Source organism: Maricaulis maris (genome assembly GCF_003634045.1).
Classification (GTDB): Bacteria; Pseudomonadota; Alphaproteobacteria; order Caulobacterales; family Maricaulaceae; genus Maricaulis; species Maricaulis maris.
In genome coordinates this window covers 333,531-360,149 of sequence record NZ_RBIM01000005.1, presented here as the reverse complement: position 1 = coordinate 360,149, position 26,619 = coordinate 333,531, and the positions used below count along the sequence as shown (strand labels likewise).

At 64.1% G+C, this 26,619-nt stretch carries 21 protein-coding genes; 13 read left to right on the top strand and 8 right to left on the bottom strand.

Annotated elements, in window-relative coordinates; genetic code table 11:
- Window positions 1–66 precede the first annotated feature (66 nt).
- The gene (locus C7435_RS12325) at window positions 67–915 is read right to left on the bottom strand and encodes a 2-keto-4-pentenoate hydratase (RefSeq protein ID WP_121211841.1); all 849 of its coding nucleotides are present in this window, start codon (window positions 913–915) and stop codon (window positions 67–69) included.
- A 211-nt stretch (window positions 916–1,126) separates the two neighbouring features.
- Here C7435_RS12325 and C7435_RS12320 point away from each other — a divergent pair, with 211 nt between their 5' ends.
- From C7435_RS12320 to C7435_RS12305, 4 genes are read left to right on the top strand one after another with little or no spacing between them, the layout of a single operon-like run.
- Entirely contained in the window at window positions 1,127–2,641 is a 1,515-nt protein-coding gene (locus tag C7435_RS12320) for a pectate lyase (RefSeq protein WP_170150462.1), read from the top strand.
- A 30-nt stretch (window positions 2,642–2,671) separates the two neighbouring features.
- Entirely contained in the window at window positions 2,672–3,655 is a 984-nt protein-coding gene (locus C7435_RS12315) for a TRAP transporter substrate-binding protein (protein ID WP_121211837.1), read from the top strand.
- Window positions 3,655–4,149: a TRAP transporter small permease gene (locus C7435_RS12310; RefSeq protein ID WP_075191511.1), complete on the top strand. Its 495-nt coding sequence runs from the start codon at window positions 3,655–3,657 to the stop codon at window positions 4,147–4,149. The genes C7435_RS12315 and C7435_RS12310 overlap by 1 nt, the downstream gene beginning before the upstream one ends.
- 3 nt (window positions 4,150–4,152) lie before the next feature.
- On the top strand, window positions 4,153–5,433 hold the full coding sequence (locus C7435_RS12305) for a TRAP transporter large permease (RefSeq protein ID WP_121211836.1): 1,281 nt from the start codon (window positions 4,153–4,155) through the stop codon (window positions 5,431–5,433).
- 287 nt (window positions 5,434–5,720) lie between these two features.
- Here the strand turns inward: C7435_RS12305 and kduD are convergent, their stop codons facing one another.
- The 4 genes from kduD to C7435_RS12285 form a co-directional block, all read right to left on the bottom strand.
- A complete protein-coding gene (gene kduD, locus C7435_RS12300; RefSeq protein ID WP_121211834.1) occupies window positions 5,721–6,476 on the bottom strand; it encodes a 2-dehydro-3-deoxy-D-gluconate 5-dehydrogenase KduD in 756 nt (251 codons plus the stop codon).
- A 38-nt stretch (window positions 6,477–6,514) separates the two neighbouring features.
- Window positions 6,515–7,156 carry an RpiB/LacA/LacB family sugar-phosphate isomerase gene (locus C7435_RS12295; protein WP_075191514.1) on the bottom strand — a complete coding sequence of 214 codons (642 nt, stop codon included), beginning with the start codon at window positions 7,154–7,156 and terminating at the stop codon, window positions 6,515–6,517.
- A 14-nt stretch (window positions 7,157–7,170) separates the two neighbouring features.
- Entirely contained in the window at window positions 7,171–8,595 is a 1,425-nt protein-coding gene (gene uxaC, locus C7435_RS12290; RefSeq protein ID WP_121211832.1) for a glucuronate isomerase, read from the bottom strand.
- 119 nt (window positions 8,596–8,714) lie between these two features.
- Window positions 8,715–9,791 (bottom strand): LacI family DNA-binding transcriptional regulator, encoded by a 1,077-nt coding sequence (locus tag C7435_RS12285; RefSeq protein WP_121211894.1) that lies wholly within the window; start codon window positions 9,789–9,791, stop codon window positions 8,715–8,717.
- A 160-nt stretch (window positions 9,792–9,951) separates the two neighbouring features.
- Here C7435_RS12285 and C7435_RS12280 point away from each other — a divergent pair, with 160 nt between their 5' ends.
- Genes C7435_RS12280 through C7435_RS12270 form a run of 3 tightly spaced genes read left to right on the top strand, consistent with a single transcriptional unit; the run spans window position 9,952 to window position 14,091 of the window.
- Complete coding sequence (locus C7435_RS12280; protein ID WP_121211830.1) at window positions 9,952–11,463, top strand: UxaA family hydrolase; 1,512 nt, start codon at window positions 9,952–9,954, stop codon at window positions 11,461–11,463.
- Between the two features lie 10 nt (window positions 11,464–11,473).
- Entirely contained in the window at window positions 11,474–12,535 is a 1,062-nt protein-coding gene (locus C7435_RS12275; RefSeq protein ID WP_121211828.1) for a sugar kinase, read from the top strand.
- Window positions 12,532–14,091, top strand: a complete 1,560-nt coding sequence (locus C7435_RS12270; protein ID WP_121211827.1) for a carboxylesterase/lipase family protein — start codon at window positions 12,532–12,534, stop codon at window positions 14,089–14,091. The genes C7435_RS12275 and C7435_RS12270 overlap by 4 nt, the downstream gene beginning before the upstream one ends.
- On the opposite strand, the gene C7435_RS12265 is transcribed toward C7435_RS12270, so the two are convergent.
- Entirely contained in the window at window positions 14,076–15,059 is a 984-nt protein-coding gene (locus C7435_RS12265; protein WP_121211825.1) for an alpha/beta hydrolase, read from the bottom strand. The genes C7435_RS12270 and C7435_RS12265 overlap by 16 nt on opposite strands.
- 78 nt (window positions 15,060–15,137) lie before the next feature.
- Entirely contained in the window at window positions 15,138–17,906 is a 2,769-nt protein-coding gene (locus tag C7435_RS12260; RefSeq protein WP_121211824.1) for a TonB-dependent receptor, read from the bottom strand.
- Window positions 17,907–17,951: 45 nt separating this feature from the next.
- Between C7435_RS12260 and C7435_RS12255 the strand changes: the two genes are divergently transcribed.
- From C7435_RS12255 to C7435_RS12240, 4 genes are all read left to right on the top strand, one after another.
- Complete coding sequence (locus tag C7435_RS12255) at window positions 17,952–18,185, top strand: hypothetical protein (protein WP_121211822.1); 234 nt, start codon at window positions 17,952–17,954, stop codon at window positions 18,183–18,185.
- A gap of 149 nt (window positions 18,186–18,334) precedes the next feature.
- Entirely contained in the window at window positions 18,335–20,212 is a 1,878-nt protein-coding gene (locus C7435_RS12250; protein ID WP_121211820.1) for a cation:proton antiporter domain-containing protein, read from the top strand.
- A gap of 151 nt (window positions 20,213–20,363) precedes the next feature.
- Window positions 20,364–21,770 carry an MFS transporter gene (locus tag C7435_RS12245; protein WP_170150461.1) on the top strand — a complete coding sequence of 469 codons (1,407 nt, stop codon included), beginning with the start codon at window positions 20,364–20,366 and terminating at the stop codon, window positions 21,768–21,770.
- Window positions 21,771–21,866: 96 nt separating this feature from the next.
- Entirely contained in the window at window positions 21,867–23,654 is a 1,788-nt protein-coding gene (locus tag C7435_RS12240; protein WP_147422691.1) for an ATP-binding response regulator, read from the top strand.
- A gap of 25 nt (window positions 23,655–23,679) precedes the next feature.
- Here the strand turns inward: C7435_RS12240 and C7435_RS12235 are convergent, their stop codons facing one another.
- Window positions 23,680–24,339 carry a response regulator transcription factor gene (locus C7435_RS12235; RefSeq protein WP_121211815.1) on the bottom strand — a complete coding sequence of 220 codons (660 nt, stop codon included), beginning with the start codon at window positions 24,337–24,339 and terminating at the stop codon, window positions 23,680–23,682.
- 254 nt (window positions 24,340–24,593) lie between these two features.
- Here C7435_RS12235 and C7435_RS12230 point away from each other — a divergent pair, with 254 nt between their 5' ends.
- Window positions 24,594–25,088 carry an NAD(P)H-dependent oxidoreductase subunit E gene (locus C7435_RS12230; protein ID WP_075191527.1) on the top strand — a complete coding sequence of 165 codons (495 nt, stop codon included), beginning with the start codon at window positions 24,594–24,596 and terminating at the stop codon, window positions 25,086–25,088.
- Window positions 25,085–26,617, top strand: coding sequence for a formate dehydrogenase beta subunit (locus tag C7435_RS12225; protein ID WP_121211813.1), 1,533 nt, complete (start codon window positions 25,085–25,087; stop codon window positions 26,615–26,617). Before C7435_RS12230 ends, C7435_RS12225 begins: the two co-directional genes overlap by 4 nt.
- Window positions 26,618–26,619 lie beyond the last annotated feature (2 nt).

The following is a 26,619-nucleotide window of genomic DNA, read 5'->3' as shown; positions in this document are numbered from 1 at the left end:
ACACTGCGTTGCCAGACAGGTAGCACCGTTTCCGGGACCTGTCTGCACGCCCCGGGGACGCAACACCTAAGAGCCGGTGGGGCGCACCGCAGCCCGTTGCCCTGCCGGCAGGCCAAGCCAGTCGGAGCGGAGCGGAGACAGGCCGAGCTCGATCTCGCCGAACTCACCGAAGCTGACGCGGCTGGTATCACCCACCTTGGCCTGATGGACGCCGGTCACGGCGCCGGTCGAGATATGGCTGCCCGCGTCGAGCGCGATCCCGCGTTCCTGCATCAGGCGCAGGATGAATTCGAGCGCGCCGATCGGCCCGCCGGGCAAGGCAGAAGCGGTGGTCGCGCCGACCTCATCACCATTGATGACGACCCGAGCCGGCAGATCCGCCCAGCTGCGCGACTGCCAGTCGGCGATCTCCGGCCCGACGATGAGGCCGAAATTATTGCCGAAATCGGTCACAACGCAAATCGGTCCGAGATCATTGATACCCGGGAAGGGGCTCGAAGCGATCTCGACGCCGACATGAAGCCGGCCAGCCACATCGCGGGTCAGTTCCGGCGTGATCTTGGTGCCGACCGGGACCGGCTTGCCAAGCACGAAGATGAATTCCGCTTCCACCGCGGCGAAACCATCGGCGAAAACCGGCATGTCATGGACCTGGCCGATCGCGTGATCACGGATCAGGTTGGCAAAGATCGGACCGACCAGACGCTCGGCACCGACAGGACCGCGAAACTCCGGCGGCACCAGTCCGATTTTCCAGCCGTCAACACGATCGGGCCAGCGCGAAATGGACTGGTCCTGGATCGCGTAGGCGTCCGCGAGCGTCGCCGGCAATTGACCGGGATAGTCGCGCAATCCGGCCCCCGCCTGACGTGCGTCAATGAAGGCTTCCGAGATGGTTTTCTGATTGGGCGTCAAGTCGATTTTCCCTGATTTTCCTCGCCTTGTCGGCCGGCGAGTTACTCTGACGAAGGGGCTTGCGCCTCACTCGATATCGGTTACGGTTCCAAACAAGGAAACCGGTGTCATTTTTCACGGTATTCCCTCAAGATCAAGCCGCAAGCAACAATGAGCGGCACGAATGGGAGGCGGTCAGAGGCAATTCTCGACCGTCCGGGAGGAGAGACGAATGTTCAGAAGCGCTTTGCTCGTTGGCGTTTGCGCCGTGGCGACTGGTTGCGGTCACATTGATGCGTTGACCACAAACTTTTCTGCCGATGACACTGCGCCTCCCGTTGCACCGCCCACCGTGGCCGACGGCCAGCAGATCGCCTTCCCGGGCGCTGACGGCTTCGGCCGTTTCAGCCGCGGCGGTCGCGGCGGCGACGTTTACACGGTCACCCACTTGGGCGATTCAGGTCCCGGCTCGCTGCGCGAAGGCGTCGAGGCTGACGGGCCGCGTACCATCGTCTTTGCCGTCTCCGGCACGATCCAGCTGGAAAGCCCGTTGCGGGTGCTCAATGACTACATCACCATCGCCGGCCAGTCGGCACCCGGCGCTGGCATTGCCCTGCGCGACTATCCACTGCAGGTGCACGCCAATCATGTGGTGATCCGTTATATCCGCTCGCGGATCGGCGGCGCCAGCCATGTCGAGGATGACGCCATCTCGATCGTCGGCGGCTCTGACATCATTCTCGACCACGTCTCGACCAGCTGGGCGATCGACGAGACCCTGTCCTCGTCGCAAAGTTATCGCGGCACGCCAGGGCAGAAACACCTGACCAATCTGACGGTGCAATGGTCGATCATGGCCGAAGGCCTTTACCAGGCCGGTCATGAAAAGGGCGACCGCGCCTATGGCAGCCTGATCCGCGGCAATAATGGCGCCCGCTATTCCTGGCATCACAATCTGTGGGCCAACCACAACTCGCGCATGCCCCGCATCGGCAATTACGCGACACCGTTCGACGATCCCGACGGACTCTTCCTCGATTTCCGCAATAATGTCTTTTACAATTGGGGACATGGCGCCGAGACGGACTTCTGGGACTGGGTCCCGGCCAGCGCCGAGTTCGACCCCTCCCAGCATCTTGGTCTGAACCAGGACCCGCTCTACGGGCGCGAAGGCACCGACTATCATCATGCCGCCGGCACCGATCTCGATCCGGCCTCGGTCGCGCACTACAACTTCATCAACAATGCCTATGTCCAGGGTCCGCAAACGCTCGGCCCGGTCATTTTCTACATGCGCAACACAACAGGGCGCGCCCATTTCTCCGGCAATACGATGGATGGCGAGCTGCGCGAGCAACGCCCCATGCTGCGCTCGGCGGCGCATGATCTGAGCTGGGTTGATGAGCCCTATGAGGCTGATTTCATCCGCACCGACACCGCCGACGAAGCCTATGCGGCGGTCCTGGCGGGCGCCGGCGCCTCGCATTGGCGCGACGCAGCCGACCAACGCATCATCAATGACGTGCTCAACGGCACAGGCCGGATCATCTCATCAGAGGAAGAAGTCGGTGGCTGGCCCGACCTGCCTTCAGAGCCTGCGCGCACCGACAGCGATAGCGATGGCATGCCCGATGCGTGGGAAACCGCCCGCGGTCTCGACCCCGAAAATCCGCAAGACGGCTCGCATGACGCCGACGGCAACGGGTATACTGAACTGGAGGACTGGCTGAACGGACTCGTTGAGTAGCCGGCACGGACCAGACCCTGGGGAGGGATCATGATCAATCGCAGACACCTCATCGCGACGGGGGCGGCCGCGGCTGTTGCCGGCTGCGGACAAGCCGACCGGCCGCTTTATTCCGCCGACGCCCATGTCGCTGACTACCCGACAGTCCAAGGCGTTGAAGCCATGGCCCGTATGGTCGAGGAACGCACCGGCGGTCGTCAGCGGGTGAAAATCTTCGCCGGGGCCCAGCTCGGCTCGGAACGCGACACGCTGGAGCTGACCGTGTTCGGCGCGCTCGACCTCAACCGGGTCAATCTGGCGCCACTCAACTCGATCGCCAATGAGACCATCGTCCCCAGCCTGCCCTTCCTGTTCAACTCCATCGACCACATGCGCGCCTCGCTCGACGGCGCGCCGGGCCAGGCCATTCTCGACGCCCTGCGCCCGCACGGGCTGGTCGGACTTTGCTTTTACGACAGTGGCGCCCGCAGCTTTTACAATACCCGCCACCCGATCAACACGCCGGACGATCTGCGCGGCATGAAGATCCGGGTGCAAAACTCCGATCTCTACGTCGCCATGGTCGAGGCGCTCGGCGCCAACCCGACCCCGATGTCCTTCGGCGAAGTCTATCAGGGCCTGGTGCAGGGCGTGATCGACGGGGCCGAAAACAATTGGCCCTCCTATGAGACGACCCGTCATTTCGAGGCCGCGCGCTATTACAGCCTCAGCCGCCATGTCATGGCACCGGAAATCCTGGTGATGTCGAAACACCGCTGGGACCGCTTGTCCGGCGAAGACCAGGCGATCTTCCAGCAGGCCGCCCGCGACAGTGTGCCAGTCATGCGTCAAATCTGGGATGCCCGCGTTTCCGACGCGCGCGAACGGGTGCTGGCCGGTGGCGTGGAAGCGAACGAGATCGGTGACATCACCGCCTTTTCAGACCGCATGGAAAGCGTCTGGGACCGTTTCGTGGTCACCGATGTCCAACGCCGCCTGGTCGAGGATGTCCGCAATCTCGGGGGCGATGCCTGATGCGTGCTTTCGCCAATCTCCTCAATTTCGCCAGCCGGTCACTGCTGCTGCTCGGCGGTATCGGCCTGGCGGTCATGACACTGATCATCGGCTGGCAGGTTTTCGCCCGCTATGTGCTCAATGCCAGCCCGTCCTGGTCCGAACAGGCCTCGCTTGTCCTGATGATCTGGTTTGTCAGTTTCGCCGCGGCGGCCGGGGTCAAGGAAGGTTTCCATATCCGGATATCCGCCTTCGCCGACAACCTGCCCGGCCGATGGCCGCACCGCCTGCAACTCCTGTCCCACCTCATCGTCGCCCTGGTCGGTGGCGCCATGGCCTTTTGGGGCGGAGAATTGATCCTGCGAACCTGGGAGCATGCCATTCCGACGCTCGGTATCTCGCGCGGCTTTGCCTATCTGCCGCTGCCGATCAGCGGCGTGTTGATCAGCCTCTTCGCGCTGGAAAATATTCTCGAACAGCTCAATCCGGCCATTGCCGGCGACGCGGAGTCCTGAACCATGGAATTGTCAGTCCTCCTCGGCACCCTTGTTTTCCTGCTGATCATCGGCGTGCCGGTTGCCTTCTCCCTGCTCGGCGCGACCCTCATCACCTTCTTCATGATGGACATGCCGGCCATCGCCGTCTTCCAGCGCATGGCGGGCGGGATGAGCATTTTCTCGCTGATGGCCATCCCCTTCTTTGTCTTCGCCGGTGAACTCATGCACCGGTCCGGCATCGCCGAACGCCTGGTCCATGTCGCGGAAGCCGCCTTCGGGCGATCACGAGGCGGGCTGGGACAGGTCGATGTCGGCGCGTCGATGTTGTTCGGGGCCGTCTCCGGCTCGGCCATCGCCAGCGTCTCGGCGATGGGTTCGACCCTGATGCCGATGATGCGCGAGCGCGGCTATGATGCCGACTATGCCGTCAACGTGACCTCGACCTCCGCCGTTTGCGGCCTGTTGATCCCGCCCTCGCACAACATGATCATCTATGCTGCCGCTGCCGGCGTCGGCGTGTCGATCGGCGAGCTCTTCGTGGGCGGGATCGTGCCGGGCCTCCTGACGGGTGCGACCTTGATGGTTGCCGCCTGGCTGGTGGCGGTGAAGCGTGGCTATCCCAAGGGTGAATTCCCCGGCTGGATGGCGTTCCTGCGCGCCTTCATCATGGCCCTGCCCGGCCTGTTCACCGCCATCATCATCGTCGGCGGCGTGCTCGGTGGCTTTTTCACGGCCACCGAATCCTCCGCCGTCGCGGTGCTCTACACCGTCGCGGTCGCCGCCCTGCTCTACCGCTCGATGGGCCCGCGCGCCTTCCTTGATGCCGCCATCCAGGCCGTCAAGACGACCGCCATGGTGCTGCTGATCATCGGCTCGGCCTCCGGTTTCGGCTGGATGCTGGCCCTCTTGGAAGCGCCCTCGCAACTGGCCAGCCTGATCACCACGGTGACCGACAATCCGATCCTCATCCTGCTGATCATCAATCTGATCCTGCTGGTGCTCGGCACCTTCATGGACATGTCGCCACTGATCGTGATCACCACCCCGATCTTCCTGCCCATCGTGGTCGATCTCGGCATGGACCCGGTCCAGTTCGGCGTCGTCATGATGCTCAATCTGGGCATCGGCCTGGTCACCCCGCCGGTCGGCTCGGTCCTTTTCGTGGGTGCCGCAATCGGCAAGGTGAAGGTGGAAGAGACCGTCAAGACGATCTGGCCGTTCTATGGCGCCCTGTTCGTCGCCCTGATGGCCGTCACCTATTTCCCCGCCCTGTCCATGGGTCTGGTCAATCTGATGCGTTGAGGTCGAGCGACAAACCCGCTCAAAAAACCCTTCCCCTTGACGTCGAAGGTGGCCCGAAGGGCCGGAAGGGGTGGGATGCGCTCGCGTTGTGCCGCCGCCCAACGGTCACCCGCTCCGCCTCGCCGCTTCGCGTCCCGCCGCCTTTCCTCGTCCGGGTGATGACCCGCGCCCTCTTCTTCCCAATGGCGACAGGACGAAGGAGGCCGAGCGCTGGAAGAGCGTCCGACAGCCAAAAAAAAAGCCGACCCCGAAGGGCCGGCTGGAGGGAAGGTTCGGGAGTTGTTTGCCTAGCGGGCGAGCCAGCCACCATCCACGGCCAGAACCGTGCCGTGGACATAGTCTGCGGCCGAAGAAGACAGGAAGACGGCGGCGCCGCCGATGTCGGACGGGTCGCCCCAGCGCCCGGCCGGAATGCGGCCCAGGATCTGCTCGTTGCGATCCGGGTCAGCCTGCAATGCGGCCGTGTTGTTTGTCGCGAAATAGCCGGGCGCGATCGCATTCACATTGATGCCCTTCGCCGCCCATTCATTGGCGAGAAGCTTGGTCAGGCCGGCAATCGCGCTCTTGGAAGACGTGTAGGACGCCACCCGGATGCCGCCCTGGAAGGACAGCATCGAAGCGATATTGATGATCTTGCCGCTGCCCTGGGCGACCATGTGCTTGGCTGCGGCCTGGCACAGGAAGAAGGCCGACTTGATGTTGACGTCCATGACGCTGTCCCAGTCATCCTGGGTGAAATCGAGTGCGTCATTGCGTTTGATGATGCCGGCATTGTTGACCAGGATATCGATCCGGCCCGCCTGTTCGACGGTGGCAGCGACCACCCCCTCGACACAGGACGGGTCGGAGAAGTCGGCCTTGATTTCGTAGAATTTCCGGCCAGCGGATTCGACCGCTTCACCGGTCTCGGCGGCGCTGGACCGGCCAGCGACGACGATATCGGCACCGGCCTGGGCCAGGGCAATCGCCATCGCCTGGCCAAGCCCGGTATTGCCGCCGGTGACCAGGGCAACCTTGCCGGTGAGATCGAATGATTGGCTCATGGGTTTCTCCGTTTCACACGGCCGTTCGGGCGCAAGGCCTAAGCGGCCAGCACCGTGCGGATATAGTCGGCGATGGCGTCGTCCTGGCAGTTGGCGAAGAAGTATTCCTGGAATTTCTCGCCGGCGATGGCCGCTTTCAGCAGGTCCTGGTCGACCGTCTTCAGCACGGTCAGCATGTCGTGACAGGAGGCCGCTTTCAGCTCCGCCACAATGCCGCGGTTTTTCGCCATGACGGCGGCCCGTTCCTTGGGATAGCCCGCTCCGCGCTCGTTTTCGAACAGCTTGCGGAAACAGTCCTGCAGATTGAGTTCCGCAGCCCAGCCGAAGCCCTTGGCATAGGGCATCGAGATTGCATTGCCATCATTGATCTGGCCAAACAGGAAGGCGTCGGTCGGATCGACAACGAGACCACAGAACACGCCCGGCATGGCGTTGCAGGCGAGGTTGGAACCGACACCGGTGCCGCAGCCGGTGACCACGAAATCAGCGGCCTTGGAATTGAGCAGCAGGCCCGCCAGCAAGCCATTCATCGGATAGGTGAGCGAGGCTTCATCCTCGGGCGTATACATGCCGTAATGGTGCACCTGATGGCCGAGCGGCTCGGCCACGGTGGCCAGGGCATCGTGGACAATTCCGCTCTTGGCGGCCTGGCTGTTTTCGATGATGAGCGCGATCTTCATGGGGATTTCCTGTCTCAGTTTTGAGCGTCGAGTTTGTAGGCCTGTTTGACCAGATTATAGGCGAGGTCGCGGGCGGTCTCATGGGCCTCGTCGAGGCCGAGCCGGTGCTCGCTCACGAGCCGCGCCAGGAAGGCGCAATCCACCCGTCGCGCCACGTCATGACGGGCCGGGATGGAGAGAAAGGCGCGGGTATCGTCATTGAAGCCGACCGTGTTGTAGAAACCGGCGGTCTCGGTGGTCTGCTCGCGAAAGCGCATCATGCCTTCCGGGCTGTCGTGGAACCACCAGGCCGGCCCCAGCTTCAGCGCCGGATAATGACCGGCCAGCGGCGCGAGTTCGCGCGAATAGCTGGTCTCGTCGAGGGTGAAGACAATGCAGCCAAAATCCGGTTCATTGCCGAACCGGTTGAGGAGCGGACGCAGGGCCTCGACATATTCGGTGCTCGTCGGAATATCGGCACCCTTGTCGCGGCCATGGCTGGCGAACAGCGGTCCATTGTGATTGCGATGGCTGCCGGGATGGATCTGCATGACCAGACCATCTTCCAGGCTCATCGCCGCCATTTCGGTCAGCATCTGGGCCCTGAATAATTCCGCATCACCAGCTGCTGGCTTGCGACTGACGATGCGGTCGAACAGGGCCTTTGCCTCACCCCGGTCGAGATCTGCGGTCCGCGCGGTGGGGTGGCCGTGATCGGTTGACGTCGCGCCGGCGGCCATGAAGTCGACCCGCCGCTGGCGGTGGGCAGCGAGATAACCATCCCAGTTGAAAACATCCTCGCCGGTGATGTCGCCAAAGGCTTCGAGCGACGCGAAAAAATCTTCGTGGTCGGCATCGATGACCGGGTCGGGCCGGTAGGCCGTGACGACCTTGCCGGTCCAGCCGGAACTGGCGATGGCGTGGTGATGCTCAAGCGTGTCGACCGGAGACTCCGTGGTCGCGATCAGCTCGATATTGAAACGATCGAACAGGGCGCGCGGACGGAATTCCGGGGTCTTGAGCGCGGCATCAATCCTGTCATAGGCCGCATCGGCCGTCGCCGCATCGAGCCGGTCCTCAATGCCGAACACCTCGACCAGGACATGGCTCAGCCAGATGGCTGACGGCGTGCCGCGAAAGAGATGGAAATTGGACGCAAACAAGCGCCAGGCCGCGCGCGGATCGGTCGCCGGGACACCCTGGCGATCGGGAATGGCGAGATCGGCGAGCCGGATACCCTGGCTGTAGAGCATGCGGAAAATGTAGTGGTCCGGCGCCAGCAACAGCGCGGTCGGATTGTCGAAGGCATCATTGCTCGCGAACCAGCGCGGATCGGTATGGCCATGCGGCGAGACAATCGGCAGATCGCGCACCGAGGCATGCAGCTCACGAGCAATACCCCGCACGACCGGGTCGGCGGGAAAGAGGCGATCCTCATGGAAAAACGACTTCGTGGGCATTGTTTTCGATTATCTGTCCTGCGGACTGTCAGGCAGAAAGGTAACCGGTGTCATTGCGAACATCAACCGGTCCCAAGCGTGCGAATTCAGTCTTTCTGCCCGATGTCTTTGCAGGGGTGTCAGAGAGGCGGTGCGGTGGTGTCCCGGATGACCAGGCTGGGCAGGGCCCGGGGGTCTTGCTGTTCGATCTCGGCGGCCGACTGCGGATTGACCAGCTTGGTCGACGCGCGCCGCCCGATCTCGCGGGTCGGGGTGTGGACCGTGGTCAGACGCGGCCACAGCCGCTCGGCGAGTTGGAAATTGTCATAGCCGACGACCGACAGCTGATCGGGCACGCGAATGTCCAGCGACCGCGCCGCCTGCAGCACGCCGGCGGCCATCTCGTCATTGGCGGCAAAGATCGCTGTCGGCCGGACCGGCCGCTGCAACAGGTCGCGGGCACAGTCATAGCCGGACTCGAATGTGTAGGCGCCCTGTACGACGAGCTCATCGTCCAGGGCGAGCCCGGCCTCGCCCAGCGCCCGCTCGAGGCCGCGGCGGCGTTCGTGGGAGGAGCGGAAGCTCTCTCGACCGGAGATGAAGCCGATCCGTGTGTGCCCGAGTTCGGCCAGATGTCGGCCTGCCGCCGCACCGCCGAGATGGTCATGCGAGACAATCATGTGTTCCGGCTCGTCCAGCGAGACCGAAGCGATACGGATGAATTCACAGCCGATCTGGCGCAGGATCGGCGGCACACGCTCGTCTTCCGACACCGACGGGGTCAGGATGACGCCATAGAGCTTCTGGCGCTCGACGAAATTGCGGACATCTTCCAGGAAGGTCGGACTGGCGCGGTCACAGGGGTGGACGACCAGCTCAAAACCGGTGCTGCGCATGCCGTCCAGCAAGCCCTGCTGCATGTTGACGACATATTGCGGGTTCGGGTTGTCGTAGATCATGCCGATCAGGAAGGAACGCCGGAAAGCCAGGCCGCGCGCCTGCGGATCCGGCGCATAGCCGATCTCATGCATCACCCGCAGGATTTCCTCGCGGGTGTGTTCCTTCACCGCCGGTGACTTGTTGATGACCCGCGACACGGTCTTCTTGGAAACGCCGGTCAGCCGGGCGACATCATTGATGGTCGGCCGACGGTCCACGAACTCATCGCGCAGGCTTTTCGCCGGCTTGCCATTGTCAGGCGTCTCGCCGTCAGTCATCCGGAAAATCCCCCGCGGCACCATGCCGAGGAAATGTCCACTACAGGACATCTCCTTGCTTGTCATGCCTTTCGGCCGCTTGATGGCTGGCGATGAAATTTTCTCTTTCCGTGCAAAATGACACCGGTTACCATTCAGGCCAGCAAGGGTGAGAGACGATATGAGTGTCGCCGAAAAATCCGCGATCAGCCAAGGTCTTGTCGTCCATCCGGACGACGGGGTCGGGGTCGCGACAAGCGCGCTGGCCCGGGGCGAACGCCCGGCCGCCAATTTGCCGCGCCTGCTCGACCCTGTTCCCGCCGGGCACAAATTCGCCCTCACCGACATTCCGGCTGGCGCGCCGGTCATCAAATACGGCGCCATCATCGGCCGCGCCCGCTGCGATATCGCGGCTGGCGCCCATGTCCACAGCCACAATCTCGAAACCACGCTCAGCGGCGAACAAGATTATGCCTGGACCGGGCGCACGGCAGACCGGTCTTCCAAGGCCGCGGTCAGCACCGATACATTCATGGGCTATCGCCGCTTTGATGGCCGGGTGGGAATCCGTAATGAAATTTGGGTGATCGCGACCGTCGGCTGCGTCAACCGCACCTCGGAACGCATCGCCCGCATGGCCGCCAACCAGGTCCGTGGCCAGGTTGACGGCGTCCATGCCATCACCCACCCCTTCGGCTGCTCGCAACTCGGCGATGATCTCGAGAAGACTCGCGCCATCCTCGCCGGCCTGGCCCAGAATCCCAATGCCGGCGGCGTGCTCCTGGTCGGGCTGGGCTGCGAGTCCAACCAGTATCGCGCCTTGCTCGACGCCATGCCCGACACCGATCCATTGCGCGTTCGCGCCTTCGCCTGCCAGGAGGCCGGCGACGAGCTGGATGCCGGCATCGCCGCCGTCGCCGAGATCGCCGATCATATGGCGCAGATGGATCGCCGCGAGCCCTGCCCGGTCTCCGACCTGGTGATCGGGCTGAAATGCGGTGGCTCAGACGCGTTTTCCGGCCTCACCGCCAACCCGCTGCTGGGCCGCATCACCGACCGGCTCGACGCCGCCGGCGGCAGCACCATCCTGACCGAAGTGCCGGAAATGTTCGGCGCCGAGCACATTCTGATGGACCGCGCCGTCTCGCGCGAAGTCCACACCGCGATCGGCACCATGATGAACCGCTTCAAACGCTATTTCATCGGCCATGGCGAACCGGTCCACGCCAATCCATCGCCCGGCAATATCGAAGGCGGCATCACCACGCTGGAAGAAAAATCCCTCGGCGGGGTCCAAAAAGCCGGCAGCGCGCCGGTGGTCGATGTCCTGGATTATGGCGACCGGCTGCGCCGCAGCGGGCTGAGCCTGCTGGAAGCACCGGGCAATGACGCCGTCTCCACAACAGCCATGGCCGCCGCCGGCGCCACGATGATCCTCTTCACCACCGGTCGCGGCACGCCGCTGGGCACGATGGTGCCGACGCTGAAACTCGCCACCCGCTCCGACCTTGCCGAGCGCAAGCCGAACTGGATCGATTTTGACGCCGGTCCCATCCTCGATGGCGAGGCACCGGACGCGACGGCCGACCGTCTGTGGCGGACCCTTCTCGATGTCGCCGGCGGCAAGCGCGCCCGCAACGAACTCTATGACGAACGCCAGATCGCCCTGTGGAAGGGCGGCGTAACGCTCTGACCCTGATCCCATGACCCACAGCTTTCTGCCCATCAAACCCGCCGGATCGGCGCGTTGGGACGTCGCCGCCCTCGGTGAAGTCATGTTGCGCCTCGACCCCGGCGAAGGCCGGGTGCGCAATACCCGTCACTTCCAGGTCTGGGAGGGCGGGGGCGAGTACAATCTCGCACGCGCGGCCCGCAAATGCTTCGGCCTGTCGGCAACCGTGGTCACGGCCCTGCCCCGAAACGATGTCGGCTGGCTGGTCGAGGACTGCATCTGCCAGGGCGGGGTCGATACCTCGCACATTCTCTGGCGGGCTTTCGACGGTATCGGTCGCGACAGCCGGGTCGGCCTGAACTTCGTCGAGCGCGGCTTCGGCCTGCGTCCAGCCCTGGGCGTGTCGGATCGCGGCCATAGCGCGGCCTCGGCGATGAAGCCCGGCGATGTCGACTGGGACACCCTGTTCGGCGCCCAGGGCGTGCGCTGGTTCCACACCGGCGGCATCTTCGCCGCCCTCAGCGACAGCACGGCCGCGTTGACCGTCGAGGCCGTGACGGCCGCCCGCAAGCACGGCGCCGTCGTCTCCTTCGACCTCAATTACCGCGCCTCGCTCTGGGCCTCACGCGGCGGCTCGAACGCGGCCCGCGCCCTAAACCGCACCATCGCCCCCCATGTTGACGTCCTGTTCGGGGCCGAAGGGCTGGGTGACAGACCGTCCGGCGGCGATCCGCGGACGGCAATCGAGAGCGCGGTCGCCGATTTTCCCAATCTGCGCGTTGTCGCCACCACCTGCCGGACGGCGCATACAGCCAATTCGAACGACTGGTCGGCGATCATCCACGCCGATGGCCAATTCCATGAATCCCGCAAACGGCCAGGCCTCGACATCCTCGACCGGGTCGGCGGCGGCGATGCCTTCGCCTCGGGTGTCTGCTGGGCGCTGATGGCCGGAAAAAGCGCTGCCCAGGCGGTGGAGTATGGCGCCGCTCACGGTGCCCTGGCCATGACGACGCCCGGCGACGCCTCGATGGCGCGGCTGGACGAGATTGAACGCGCGATCGACGACAGCGATGCAGGAGTGATCCGATGAGCCCCACACTTAACCGACGCACCCTTCTGGCCACGGCCGGCGCCGCCGGTAGTGTGCTCGCGACCGGTGCCGGCTGCGCCCAGCGTCGCGACCCTGTTGTAACCACATCAAACGGACCGGTTCGCGGCAGTATCGAGGACGGCATCCACCGCTTCCTCGGCATCCGCTATGGCGCCGACACCGCGACGACCCGCTTCCGGCCTCCGACCCGGCCGGCGCCCTGGACGGACACGCTTGACGCGACCGAGTATGGCTCAGCCTCGCCACAAGGCCGCAACGAAGCGAACCAGTCAGAAGATTGCCTTTTCCTCAATGTCTGGACGCCCGGCCTCGAAACCGATGCGGCGCGACCGGTCATGGTCTATTTCCACGGCGGCGCCTATGCGGCGGGATCCGGCTCCTCACCGCTCTATGACGGCACCCAGCTGTGCCAACGCGGCGACGTGGTGGTGATAACGGTCAATCACCGCCTCAATGCCTTTGGCTATCTCTATCTGCAACGCGTGTTGGGACCGGACTTTGCCGCCTCAGGCAATGCCGGACAGCTGGACCTTGTGCTGGCGCTGGAATGGGTCCGCGACAATGCGGCCCGCTTTGGCGGCGATCCGGGCCGGGTCATGGTGTTCGGCCAGTCCGGTGGTGGCGCCAAGATTGCCAGCCTGATGGCGACCCCGGTCGCCGACGGCCTGTTCCACAGCGCGGCCACGATGAGCGGACAGCAGGTGACGGCATCAGGTCCGGCCAATGCGACGGCCCGCTCACGCGCCTTTCTGGCGGGGCTTGGCCTGGATGATGCCCGCGCCCACGAAATCCTCGACCTGCCAATGGCGCAGCTTGTCGAAGCGCTCGGCGTTGATGATCCGGTGCTGCCCTATGGCCGGGTCTATTTCGGGCCGGTGAAGGATGATGTCGTCCTGCCGCGCCACCCCTTCTACCCGGACGTGGCGCCGCAATCGCGCCACATCCCGATGATCATCGGCAACACCCGTGACGAGACCCGCGCCTTCCTGCGCGGCCCGCAATACGAAAACCTCGACTGGGACGACCTGCCCGAGCTTTTGATCCCGAACATGCGGGTTGATATCCGGCCGGAGACGGTGATTGCCCGCTATCGCGAACTCTATCCTGAGCGTTCGGCGGAGGAAATTTTCTACGCCGCTACCACCGCCGCCCGATCCTGGCGCGGCGCAATCATCGAAGCCGAGGAACGGGCCAAGGTCGACACGCCGACCTGGGTCTACCAGCTCGACTTCGGCAATCCCTACGCACCGCACACATTCGACATACCACTGGTGTTCGACAATACGGCGGTGGAGGGCGACCTGCCGGGCAATGGCGAGACGGCCCGCAACATGGCGGCGCTGATGAGCGAGGCCTTCATTGCCCTCGCCCGCAATGGCACGCCACAACACGCGGCCCTGCCGGCCTGGTCGCGCTATACGCTGCCAAACCGCGAAACCATGATCTTTGACTGGCCGCCGCGGATGGAGAATGACCCGCGCGGCGCCGAACGGGCGCTCTTCGCCAGCGTGCCCTACGTTCAGCCGGGCACCTGACGCGACTCGCCCAGAAAGCCGCCGCGCGCCATCCAGGCCAGGACCAGGTCGGGCCAGACCTCGACCGGCAGGCCCTCGGCGAAGCGGATGCCAAACCCATGCCCGCCCTCGGCGAAGATGTGCATTTCGGTCTCGACCCCGAGCGCGTGGAAAGCGTTGAACACGTCCAGCGCGTTTTCGACCGGCACCGCGGCATCGTCGGCAGCGTGAAACAGGAAAAGCGGCGGCGCATCGGCCCGGGCCGCTTCGGCAATGTCGTAAATGGCGAGGGTGGCGGCATCCGGCGCGGCACCGATCAGGCGATCGCGGGAGTCCGCATGGACGGCCGGCCCGCTCAAGCGGGCGACCGGATAGGCCAGCACCGAGAAGTCCGGTCGGGCGCTGACCGCGTCGACCGCATCAGACGGTGTATGGACAGTCGCGTCGAAACGCGTTGTCAGCGAACCGGCGAGATGACCGCCGGCCGAAAACCCCAGCACGCCGACGCGGGTTGGATCAATGCCGAACGCCGCAGCGTCGCTTCGAACCAGGCGCATGGCGCGCTGGGCGTCCTGCAGGGGCGCGTCGGCGCCATGATCATGACCTTCATGCGGCAGGCGATAGAGCAGGATGAAGACCGTAACTCCGGCCGCGTTGAAGCGTTCAGCGCTCTCGATTCCTTCCTTGTCGATCACCACCCGCTGATAGCCGCCGCCGGGCAGGATCAGAAGGGCTGAGCCATTGGGCTGCTCGGGCCGGAAAACCAGGAGCCGCGGCCTTGTGATGCCGGTCGCCATGCGGTCACGGATCAATTCCGGAGCCCCGCTTCGCTCGGTGATCACCTCCAACAGCCCGTCGGCGACCGGGCCCGTGCCGGGTGGGACCGCATCGCCCCAGATTGCGATTTCGGCATCGGGTTCACGGTGCTGGGCCGGCGTCGACGGCGCGATGACGACCACAGCAAGCGCAAGGGCGAACACGCGGTGCATGACAACTCCAAGGTTTTGACGAAAAGGCCCGGCGCAATCTCCCGCGCCGGGCCTTCCGCATTCACATGGTCAAACCGATCAGAAGGATGCACGAACCCCGAAGAGGTATTCCGTGCCCGTGTGATGGTAAACCGTCGGCAGATAGCCCGAGTCATAGGTCTGATGCTCGAACTCGTCGGTCAGATTGATCGCCTCGAAGGTGAGATCGATCATGTCGTTGACGCGGTAGGAGGAGGCGAAGTCGAGATTGAAGCTCGCTTCCACACCCCGTTCGTTCCGACCGGAACCATTGGCCCGGGTCGTCACATAGGCATCGCGGTAAGCCGAAGATATGCGGGCCGACAGGCGATCATCTTCATAATAGATGGTCGCGTTGTAGGCATTCGGCGAGAAGCCGATGATCTCGTCGCTGTCCACATAGGTGTAGTTGCCCTGGAAGCCGAAATTGTGGAACGGCGCCGGCAGGAAGGTGAAGGGCTGTTGATAGGCCACTTCGAAACCCTGCACGGAGGCACTGCCACCATTCGACACCTGGCTGATCTCGACCAGCGGGTCGCCGCCGGCCTGGATCAGGTTGAAGAGCGGGCTGGACGCCGGCGGCAGATTGGCCGGCAGGCCGGACAGGCTGTAGGCCACTTCAACCGACTGGGAAGAGGTGAAGAAGCTCGACACATCCTTGTAGAAGAAGCTGACCGCGAACAGCGCTTCATCATCGAAATACCATTCGAACGAGGCGTCATAGGCTGTTGCCCGGTAGGGATCGAGACCCGGATTGCCCGCATTGTAGGAGAAGGGAGGTCCGGTGAAGCTGTCCAGCGAACCACCCGGCGTCAGATTGCCGAGCGACGGACGGGCCATCACCTTGGCAACGCCGAAGCGCATCAGGAAGTCCTCGGACATCTCGAATGTCAGGTTCAATGAGGGCAGCGTATCTTCATAGCTGCGCTCGACCGTGACTTCCGTACCGCTGACCAGACCCGTTGCCGCGGTGGTGGTTTCGACATAGCGGATGCCGACATCACCGCGAACCGGGATGCTGCCCAGCTGCGCTTCGAAATCAGCCTGGACGAAGGCGCCCAGATCCTCTTCGCTCACGGCGCGCTGATTTCCGGCGCGAACCGTTCCCGGAATGTTGTAAATTCCGGCAGCTGCGGCGGCAGCCTGGATGTTCGGGACCAACCAGGCCGTGTCATTGCCCGCCGGCATGCCCAGATCATTGCCGAAACCGGTGAGAACCGATGACAGGTCGCTGGTGATCGGCAGGCCGTTCGCACCAACCGGGCAAGACACGCCTGGCAGGTTACAGACAATCGAGCCATTGGTGCTTTCGCGGCGGGCTTCGCGGCTTTCAAAGTCATATTGCTTGAAATTGAGGCCGCCTGAAATGACCCAGTTCTCGTTCGCGTCAAATTCCAAGCTCGCCGAGAAGGTATCGAAGCTGTTCGACACAGACTGCGGGCGGTCGCGGATTTCGGTGAAGGCAAACTGCGATGCGTCCGTCACGTCAAGTGACCCGAAGTCGATCGCCGGCGTGTTGAGATTGCCGCGGAAGTCATACGAATACCCGGTCACATCGCCGATGGCGTCGAACAGGATGGTCGTCTGGACCGGGTTGTCGAAATCCGATGTCACCGTACCAGCAAGGAAGTTGCCGCGCAGACGGTCCGAGAAGTCGTGATCGACATTCAAGGTGAACTGCGTGAACTCGGTCGTCAGCTCATCATAGCGACCTTCCGAGCGAATCGGGTGGGTACCGTTGGCATTGGCACTGATGTCGAAATTACCCGAGTCGATGATGCTCAGCCCACTGTCGACCGTGAAGCTGTTGACGTCGAACTGACCCTGCTGGCTGCGGATGAAGACTTCCAGGAAGTTCTCGGTGCGGGTTGCGTCGAAGCTGGAATAGAGCGCATCCAGCGACACCGTCGTGCGTTCGCTCGGACGGAATTGCAGGCCACCGGTAATGCCCAGACGCTCCTGCTCATTGGTCAGACGGCCATAACGCGGGATACGCGGATGGTAGACGGTGGAGCTGGAATTGATGCCGGCACAATCGGGACCGGCCGGACAGGCGACGCCATTCACCGAGCGGAAATTGCCGTCATCCCAGCGAACCGTCGAGAAACCTTCCTCGATGATGGTGCGGTCAGAGAAGGCGATCGACAGATTGGCGCCGAACGTCTCTTCTTCATTGACCCAGGACACAAGACCGGCCACGCGCGGGCTGGTCTCTTCCGACAGGCTGTTATAGCCCATCTGGCCCGACATGGCGGCCGTCAGCCCCGAACCATAGTCGAACGGGCGCGCGGTGCGCAGATCGACGGTGGCGCCCAGGGAACCTTCATCCATCGATGCGGACGTCGTCTTGGTGACTCGGATCTGGTTGAACAGGTCGGACGCAAAAGTGTTGAAGTCAAAGCCGCGACCACGGTTCGAGCCGCCCGAGGCATCGGAACCACCGGTCGTCGACATGGCTTCCATGCCGTTGATGCGAACGCGGGTGAAGTCCGATCCCAGACCGCGAACCGTGATCTGGCGCCCCTCACCGGCAACACGGTTGATCGAGATGCCCGGAATACGCTGGATCGATTCGGCCAGGTTCAGATCCGGAAACGCCGCGATATCTTCGGCCACGATGGCGTCAACAACGCCGTTCGAGTCACGCTTTACATCAAGCGCTTGGGCCAGGCTGCTCCGGAAGCCCTGAACCGTAATCACGTCACTGGTCTGAGCCTGCTCATCCTGGGCCTGGGCCGTTGCCCCCAACGCCGTCCCGAGCACCAGGCTGGCCGTGGCGCAGCCGGCCAGAAGGCGCAGCTTGCCTGTTGGCATGTTAGAATTTCTCATCATTTCCTCCCCGCAGCGGCCGGTTTCCGGTCCGCGTTTGAACTCTTGACCCTGAACAGCGCCATCGACCTCTCAATGACACCGGTAGCATTTCCGCTTCGACTGATCCAGTTCCAAACAGAGCTGGAGCTGAAGACGAAATTGCCAGCATGGATCGACGCCATGCTGCACAACAATGACACCGGTGGCAATTTCTTTTTCAAACTTTGCTTGCTGCAACGCAACATGTGCATGCTGACCAGCTTCCTAGGCGGGTTGGCGCGACGCCAGCGACACTGATGCCGGGCCTCGTCCCACCCCGACAATCCTGACACCGACCCGGCAAGCCGTCCCGCCAGGACACGGAAGCAGCCATCTGGGCAAACCGGTCGATGCCCCCTAGGTTGGCGACAAATTGCCCGTTGATCCGGGTGTGCGCCGGGGGGCCAATGACCGATTTCCTGCTACTCGCTTTCACCTTCCTCATCGCCGGCGTGATCGCCGTCCCGATCGCGACCCGATTGGGATTGGGTTCGGTTCTGGGGTATCTGATTGCCGGCATCGCCATCAGCCCCGCACTCGGAATGCTGGGCGTCGACGTCGTCTCGATCCAGCATTTCGCCGAATTCGGCGTGGTCATGATGCTTTTCCTGGTCGGGCTGGAACTCGAACCCCAACGCCTCTGGGCGATGCGCGGCCGGCTGCTGGGCCTCGGCGGACTGCAGGTGCTGGGCACGACGCTCGCCGTGACGCTGGTCGCGCTGGCACTTGGCCTGGGCTGGTCGGTCGCGCTCACGGTCGGACTCGTCCTGTCACTGTCCTCGACCGCGATCGTGCTGCAGACCTTCAACGAGAAGGGTATGATGCGATCCGATGGCGGCCAGGCCGGCTTCTCGGTCCTCCTGTTCCAGGATATCGCCGTCATCCCGATGCTGGCCCTGATCCCGCTTCTGGCCCTGCCGGAACTGGTCGAAGCGATGTCGCATGCCGGCGATCACGGTGCTGACGGGCATGGCGAGGCGCTCAGCCTGGTCGCCCACCTGCCGGGCTGGGCTGCCGGCCTGGTCACCCTGGCCTCGGTTGGCGTGGTCGTGCTGATTGGCGGCTTTCTGACCCGACCGCTCTTCCGCTTCATCGCCCGCACCGGCCTGCGCGAACTGTTCGTCGCCGCCGCCCTGATGATGGTGATCGGCATCGCCCTGCTGATGTCGCTGGTCGGCCTGTCACCGGCCCTGGGCACCTTCATCGCCGGCGTCGTGCTGGCCAACAGCGAATACCGGCATGAGCTGGAATCCGACATCGACCCCTTCCGCGGCCTGTTGCTGGGCCTGTTCTTCATGACGGTCGGTGCGGGGATCAATTTCGTACTGCTGTTCAGCGATGCGTTGTTGATGATCGGGCTGACACTGGGCCTGATCGCGATCAAGGCGGCTGTGCTTTACGGCCTCGCGATCATCTTCAAGGTGCGCGGCTCCAACCGCTGGCTGCTGGCGCTCGGGCTGGCGCAGGCCGGCGAGTTCGGATTCGTCCTGCTGTCCTTCACGGTCGCCAATGCGGTGCTGCCCGGCGACATCGCCGAACGACTCTCGCTCATCGTCGCGATGTCAATGCTGCTGACGCCGCTGCTCTTCATCATCCACGACAAGCTGATCGCACCGCATTTCTCGTCGGAACAGGCCGAACGCGACGAGGCCACGATCGAGGAAATCCACCCCATCATCATCGCCGGGCGCGGACGGGTCGGCGGCATCGTCGACCGGATGCTCCACGCCGCCGGCTTTCCCACCACGGTGGTCGACTACTCCTATGCCCAGCTCGACATGCTGCGCGCCTTCGGGATGAAAGCCTATTTCGGCGACGCCACCCGGCCCGACCTGCTGCATGCGGCCGGGATTGCCGAGGCGCGCCTGCTGGTCGTTGCCATCGACAATCGCGACCAGATCAATGCCCTCGTCAGCTATGCCCTGCAGACCTATCCCGACCTTCACGTCATCGCCCGCGCCGTTGATCGCGATCATGTCTACCAGCTCTACGAGCTGGGCTGCCGCGACATCATTCGCGAGACCTATGACAGCTCGATCCGAATCGGCCGCTCGGCCTTCGAGGCCCTGGGTATTGAGCACGAGCGGGCGCTGGAAATGGCCCGGACCTTCGACATGACCGACCGTCGGTCCATGATCGAGGTCGCCGACGTCTATGACACCACCATCCCCGCCCACGAAAACAAGGAGCTGGTCGCCCGGGTCAAGGCCATTGCCGAGGAATGGGAACCGGAACTGCGCCGCAAGATGGACGATATTCGGCTGGGACGGGCGGATCGGGACTGAGGGGCGGATCGATCACAGATTGCGGTGCGCACGAGAGCACTTGAAAACCGTTTGAAATCAAATTGATCGACGGAAGAATTCGACTATTCATGAAATGAAGCCTTGGCGCGCGCCGACCCACACCTTCCGGGAAACCGATCAGGAATTCACTGTGACTCATCAGCCCCCATCGACGGCGAGTACGCCCACGCCCCCACCGCTGCAGCCCGAGCGGCTGACACTCGGGCGCCGGCTTGGCTATGGCGTCGGCGATTTCGCATTTGTTGCCCTGTGGCAGGGCTGCGCCCTCTTCCTGCTATATTTTTATACCGACGTGCTGGGCCTGCCGCCCCTGCTGGCGGGTGCGATTTACCTCATCGGCATGGCGTGGGACGCGGTCTCCGATCCGCTGATCGCCAGCTGGGCCGAACGCCGGGCACGCCAGGACGGTGGCTATGCGCACCTGATCGGCCTGTCCGCCCTGCCGGCCGGGCTGAGCTTCACCCTCGTCTTTACCCAGCCCTTCGACGGCACGGCGCTCATCGCCCTGTGGGCGCTGGTGACCCATCTCGCCTTTCGCACTGCCTTCACCTGCGCCAGCATGCCTTACAACGCGCTGCCGGCACGGCTCACCCCGAATGGCCACGAGCGCAGCGCCCTGTCAGCAACCCGGGTCGTTTTCGCCGGTCTGGGCGGACTGATGGTGGCGGTCACCATACCGGCGATTGCCGCCGCCAGCGGTCATGCCATCGCGGCGCTGGCGATCGGCCTCGTCGCCGGCCTGGTCCTCTTGCTGTGCGCCCGGCTGATGCGCATCGCGCCGCCGCTGCCGCCAACAAGCGGCCCCTCGACCCTGACGGCGGATCTTCGCGGCCTGGGATCGGCAACGCGGCAGAACCGGCCCTTCCAGGCCCTGCTCGTCCTCATGCTGCTCGGTACACTGGGCTATGGCATGTTCACCCAGTCGCTGCTCTATCTGGCCAATCATGTCCTGCAGCAGCCGGACCTCGTACCGCTGATACTGGCCACCCCCGTTCTCACCATGATCGTCGCAGCGCCGGCCTGGATGATGCTCGCCGCCCGCACCAGCAAACGATTGACGATGATGTGCGGCCTCGGCCTCGCCGCCCTCGGGTATGCCGCCCTCGGCCTGGCGCCGACGACCCCGCCAGGCGCCGCCCTGATCGCGATTGCCGTCATCGGCACCGGCAGTGCCGCGGTGCCGGTCATGTTCTGGTCCATGCTGCCGGATGTCATCGATCATGGACACGCCCGTTCCGGCACCCGGGTCGAGGCGCGCGCATTCGGCCTGGCGACCTTCGTCCAGAAAGTCACGGCCGGTCTGACGGCGTTGTTCGTCGGTGGATTGCTGGCCTTGAGTGGCTATGCGCCCGACGCAGTGACCGGCGAGGCCCTGGTGACAATCCGCTTGATGGCCAGTTGGCTGCCGGCCGTCTTCACCCTGGCCATGATCGCCGTTATCCGGGGTTACCCGATCGACCAGGCCAGCCACGCATCGAACCTGAAGAAAATTGCTGCCGACGCCGAGACTGCAAGCGCCACCCGAACGGGTGGTTGAGCCGCATTCAACGCGGTGGCAGATTTGACGCAGGATTGGGGCAGACCAGTTGAATGCGTGGCGATCCCCGGCGCCGCACCTCCGGGAGCCGTGGTCGTGACCGACACCACCCGCCACATGCCGGACCCAGCGTCGGCGACCGAACCTGCCGCCACCGATCTCGAACAGGTCCGGATGGGCCAGGCGCGCTTGTTACGCGACCGGACCGGCATGTCCTGCCTGATCATTGGCGGCGTCATCCTTTATCTCGCCATCCTGATAATGCTGGCCGGCCAATTTGCCGTTGCTGCGAGCTGGGTCGCAGCCGCCGGCAGTATGGTCGGCATCGTCTTTCTCTACCCGCGACTGGCGGTTCCCGATGGCGTCGACCGGACAAATTACCGACGCTACCTGACCGGCCATGTGGTGATTTCAGGCCTGACCGGCGTGATCTGGGCCCTGTTTGCCATCGCCATTCTCGACGCCGGCTCCCTGCTCCACCTCTTCATCGCCATCAACATGGTTTTCGCGATCACGGTCGGCGGGATGATGCCCAGCGCTGAATACCGGTCGACCTATATCGCCCTGGCGACGGCAACGCTGGTCCCTTTTTCGGCCTACTGGCTGATCACCATTGATGGCCCATTGCGGCTGATCGGGCTTGGATTGTTGATCTATTACGGCTTCGGCCTGCTGGTCAGCGCACGGGCCGAAATACAGACCAAGGAAATGCTGGCCGCCGAGCGCAATCGAGAGCTGACCCGGCGCCTGCAGGAAAAGAACGCGCTGATCGAGAAAGTCAGCGCCGAAAAGTCTCGCTTCCTTGCCGCCACCAGCCATGACATGTCACAGCCCCTGCAGGCTCAGGGCTTTTTCATCGGCGCAATGCGGCCGCTGATGGAACGCCCGGACCAGACCGCCCTGCTCGACAAGATCGAAGCTTGTTGGCAAGCACAGCAGCAATTGCTCCAGGCGCTGGTTGAGACGGCACGGCTCGACAGCGGCGCGATCGTGGCCAAGCCGCGCGCCTTCGACCTGACATCGGTTCTGACCGGTCTCGAACAGGAATTCGCCGAACCGGCGCACGACAATGAGATTGCGCTCGAGACCCGTTTCGAGCCGGCCGTGCTCGACAGCGACCCCTTGCTGGTCGCCCGCATCCTGCGCAACCTGCTGTCGAACGCCGTCAAGTTCACGCCTGCCGGCGGGCGTGTATCCCTTCAGTCGCGCCGCGACGGCGATCGTGTCCGGATCGAGGTTTGTGACACCGGCAACGGCATCCCGGCCGACGCGATTGACCGCGTCTTCGACGAATATGTGCAGCTCGCACCGACCCGGGACAACGCGCCGAAAGGGCTCGGCCTCGGCTTGCCCATTGTCCGGCAGCTCGCCCGCAAGCTCGGTGCAGAGCTGACATTCGACTCGACCCCCGGCGAAGGCACGCGTGCCAGCATCACGCTGGCCTGTCAGCCGGTTGGCGAGATCGCCGCGCCGGCCTCACCGAGTCCCGCAGAGATCACCGGCGCCCCCCTGATCGTCCTCGTCGAGGATGAGTCTTCGGTGCGTGATGCGCTGTCAATCCTGCTGACCGACTGGAAGTGTCGGGTGATCGCGGCGGCCTCGGGCGCGGACGCGATCGAACTGATGGGCTGGGCGACATCGGAACCCGCGCTGTTGATCGTCGACAAGCGGCTCGCCGACGGCGAGGACGGTCTGGAGACGATTGCTGCCCTGCGCAGCGAAGTCGCGGCCGACATTCCCGCGGTATTGCTCACCGGTGATGTCTATCAGTTCGAGAAACTGGCCGGCCTCGACAACGTCACCGTCCTGACCAAGCCCACCGATCCGGCACAGCTGCGGCAGACCCTGCTCGACAGCCTGGCGCATCCGCCACACGCCGACTGAACCCCGCCCGTTTCGGAACCGGCTGTCAGATCAGTCCCAGCGCTTGTGCCTTGCGGACACAGGCGGTGCGCGTGTGAACCCCCAGCGCTTCAAAGATCGCGCGGAGATGCGATTTCACGGTGTTTTCGCTGATATTGAGCGCCACCGCGATCATCTTGTTGGTCTCGCCCCGGCCGATCAGGTGCAGGATCTCCAACTGCCGCGGCGCCAGGGACGGCAGACCATCAGTGAGCGGCAAATCGTCGAACCCGTCCGTCCCGTCGCCATCCTCACCGCCCGCAGCGGACACGGTCGGAAAAAAGCTCCGCCCGGCCAGGATCGCATCGGTTGCCGCAACCAGTGTCTCGGTATCGGCGGTCTTGTGAACAAAACCGCGCGCGCCCAGTGCCCGCATTTCAGCCAGCGGCGGTTCGGTACCGATACCCGAAATGATCAGCACCGGCGCGCGACATTTGCGCTCGCGCATGGCCGCCAGCACGGCAAGGCCATTCATGCTGCGCATCACCAGATCGAGAATGACCAGATCGAACGCCTCGGCCGTCTCGACCAGGCGCAGAAAAGCGATCGGTTCGTCAAATGTCCGGACCTGATAGTCCGGCCTCAGCGAGGCCAGCAGGACGCCGAACCCATCTGCAAACATGCGGTGATCATCGACCAGCGCGATCCGGCGCTCGCCCACATTCATGTGCCACACCAGGCACTTGTCGCGCGATGGCTCGATGGTTTCGCATTGGCGGCAGACATTTCGATACTCCCCGACGGCCGAACGCTAGGCGAGACAGCTCACCAGCTCAAGACTCGTCGGCGGTTCAATCCGGCGCAAAATCCGTCGCGGGATACCGCAACCCGATTGGCTGGCCTGAGGATTTGGGAAGCGCACGCGAACGCGTCATACTGTCCGGCATTGAACGGCGTTGTCGGGGAGATTGGCGCCAAACCATGCCCATGTTGATCGACACGATCGATGACCAGACGGCCCGCGCCGCCTGCGCTCGTCAGGGGAACCGGCCCGACGGGCTGATCGAAATCCTGCACGACATCCAGGCCAGCGCCGGCTTTGTCTCGGACGCCGCCATCGCCACGCTCGCCGACGCACTCAATCTGAGCCGGGCCGAAGTGCTCGGCGTGGTCAGCTTCTATCATGATTTCAAACGCCAGCCCGGCGCCCGCCATGTGCTCAAACTCTGCCGCGCCGAAGCCTGCCAGGCCGCGGGCGGCGATGCGGCCGCGGCGGAGATCGAACGCCGTCTGGGGGCACTCGGTGTGACAGAGGGCGACGAGCCGGCGCTGGAAATCCGGTCAGTCTATTGCCTGGGCAATTGCGCGCTTAGCCCGGCCGCCCTGCTCGACGAGACACCGATCGGACGGATAGATGCCGATCGCCTGATGTCCGAACTCGTAGCCCGCGAGATCGTGGAGGCGGAACCGCAATGAACACGCCCCCGGATCGCATTTTCATTCCCGGTGATTCAGCCGCCATCTCGGTTGGGGCGGATCAGGTTGCCGACCAGCTGGCCGCTGCCCTGCCCGACACCTGCCGCATCATCCGGAATGGCTCACGCGGCCTGTTCTGGCTGGAACCGCTGGTCGAGATCGAACGCGATGGCGAGCGCCGGGGCTTTGGCCCGGTCACACCCGGCGATATTGCCGACCTGGTCGCCGCCGGATTTCCCGATGATCACAGGCTTGCGCTGGGCCCGGTTGCGGCGATCCCACAACTGGCGCGCCAGCAAAGACTGATCTTCGCCCGCTGCGGCCTCAACGACCCGCTCGATCTGGACGCCTGGATTGCGACCGGCGGCCGCGCCGGACTGGACACCGCCAGGGCGCTCACCCCGGACGCGATCATCGAGACGGTCAAAACCTCCGGCCTGCGCGGCCGCGGCGGGGCCGGTTTTCCGGCCGGGATCAAATGGGAGACGGCCAGCAAGGCCAAGGGCGACCAGACCTGGCTGTGCTGTAATGCCGATGAGGGCGATAGCGGCACCTATGCCGACCGGCTTTTGATGGAGGGCGACCCTTTCACCCTGATCGCCGGCATGTGCATTGCTGCCCGCGCCATCGGCGCGACCGGCGGGCTGGTCTATCTACGCTCGGAATACCCGCACGCCATCCGCACCCTGACGGCCGCAATCGGTATCTGGTGCGAGGCCGGGCTGTTTGCCGGACTGGGCGACGGCGATCATTTCGACATCGAGGTCCGCACCGGTGCCGGCGCCTATATCTGCGGTGAAGAAAGCTCGATGCTGAACAGCCTTGAAGGCAAGCGCGGCGAGGTCCGGGCGAAACCGCCCATCCCCGCCATCTCCGGCCTGTTCGGACAGCCGACCATCGTCAACAATGTCCTCACCCTGGCCAGCGTGCCGTGGATCCTGGAGCATGGCGGCGAAGCCTATCGCGATTTCGGCACCGGCCGTTCGCGCGGCACCCAGGCCTTCCAGCTCGCCGGTGACATCAGGCACGGCGCCCTCATCGAGCTGGCCTTCGGCGTGTCGCTGCGCACGCTGATCGAGGATTTCGGCGGCGGCACGCGGTCGGGTCGACCGCTGCGTGCGGTTCAGGTCGGCGGTCCGTTGGGCGCCTATCTGGCCGATGCTGATCTCGACGTCGCGATGGATTATGAGGCATTGGCGGCGATCGGTGGTATGCTGGGCCATGGCGGGATCGTGGTCTTCAACGACACGGTCGACATGGCGCGGCAAGCCCGCTTTGCGATGGAATTCTGCACCATCGAGAGCTGTGGCAAGTGCACGCCCTGCCGGGTCGGCGCGACGCGTGGCCGTGAAATGCTCGACAAGATCATTGCCGGCGAGGCGGTGGCCGACAATCTCGCCCTGATTGAAGACCTGTGCGAGCTGATGACGGATGGCTCGCTGTGCGCGATGGGCGGGCTGACACCGATGCCGGTGCGCAGCGCCATCCAGCGCTTTCCCGAAGACTTCACCCGTCAGGCCGCCGAGTAGGA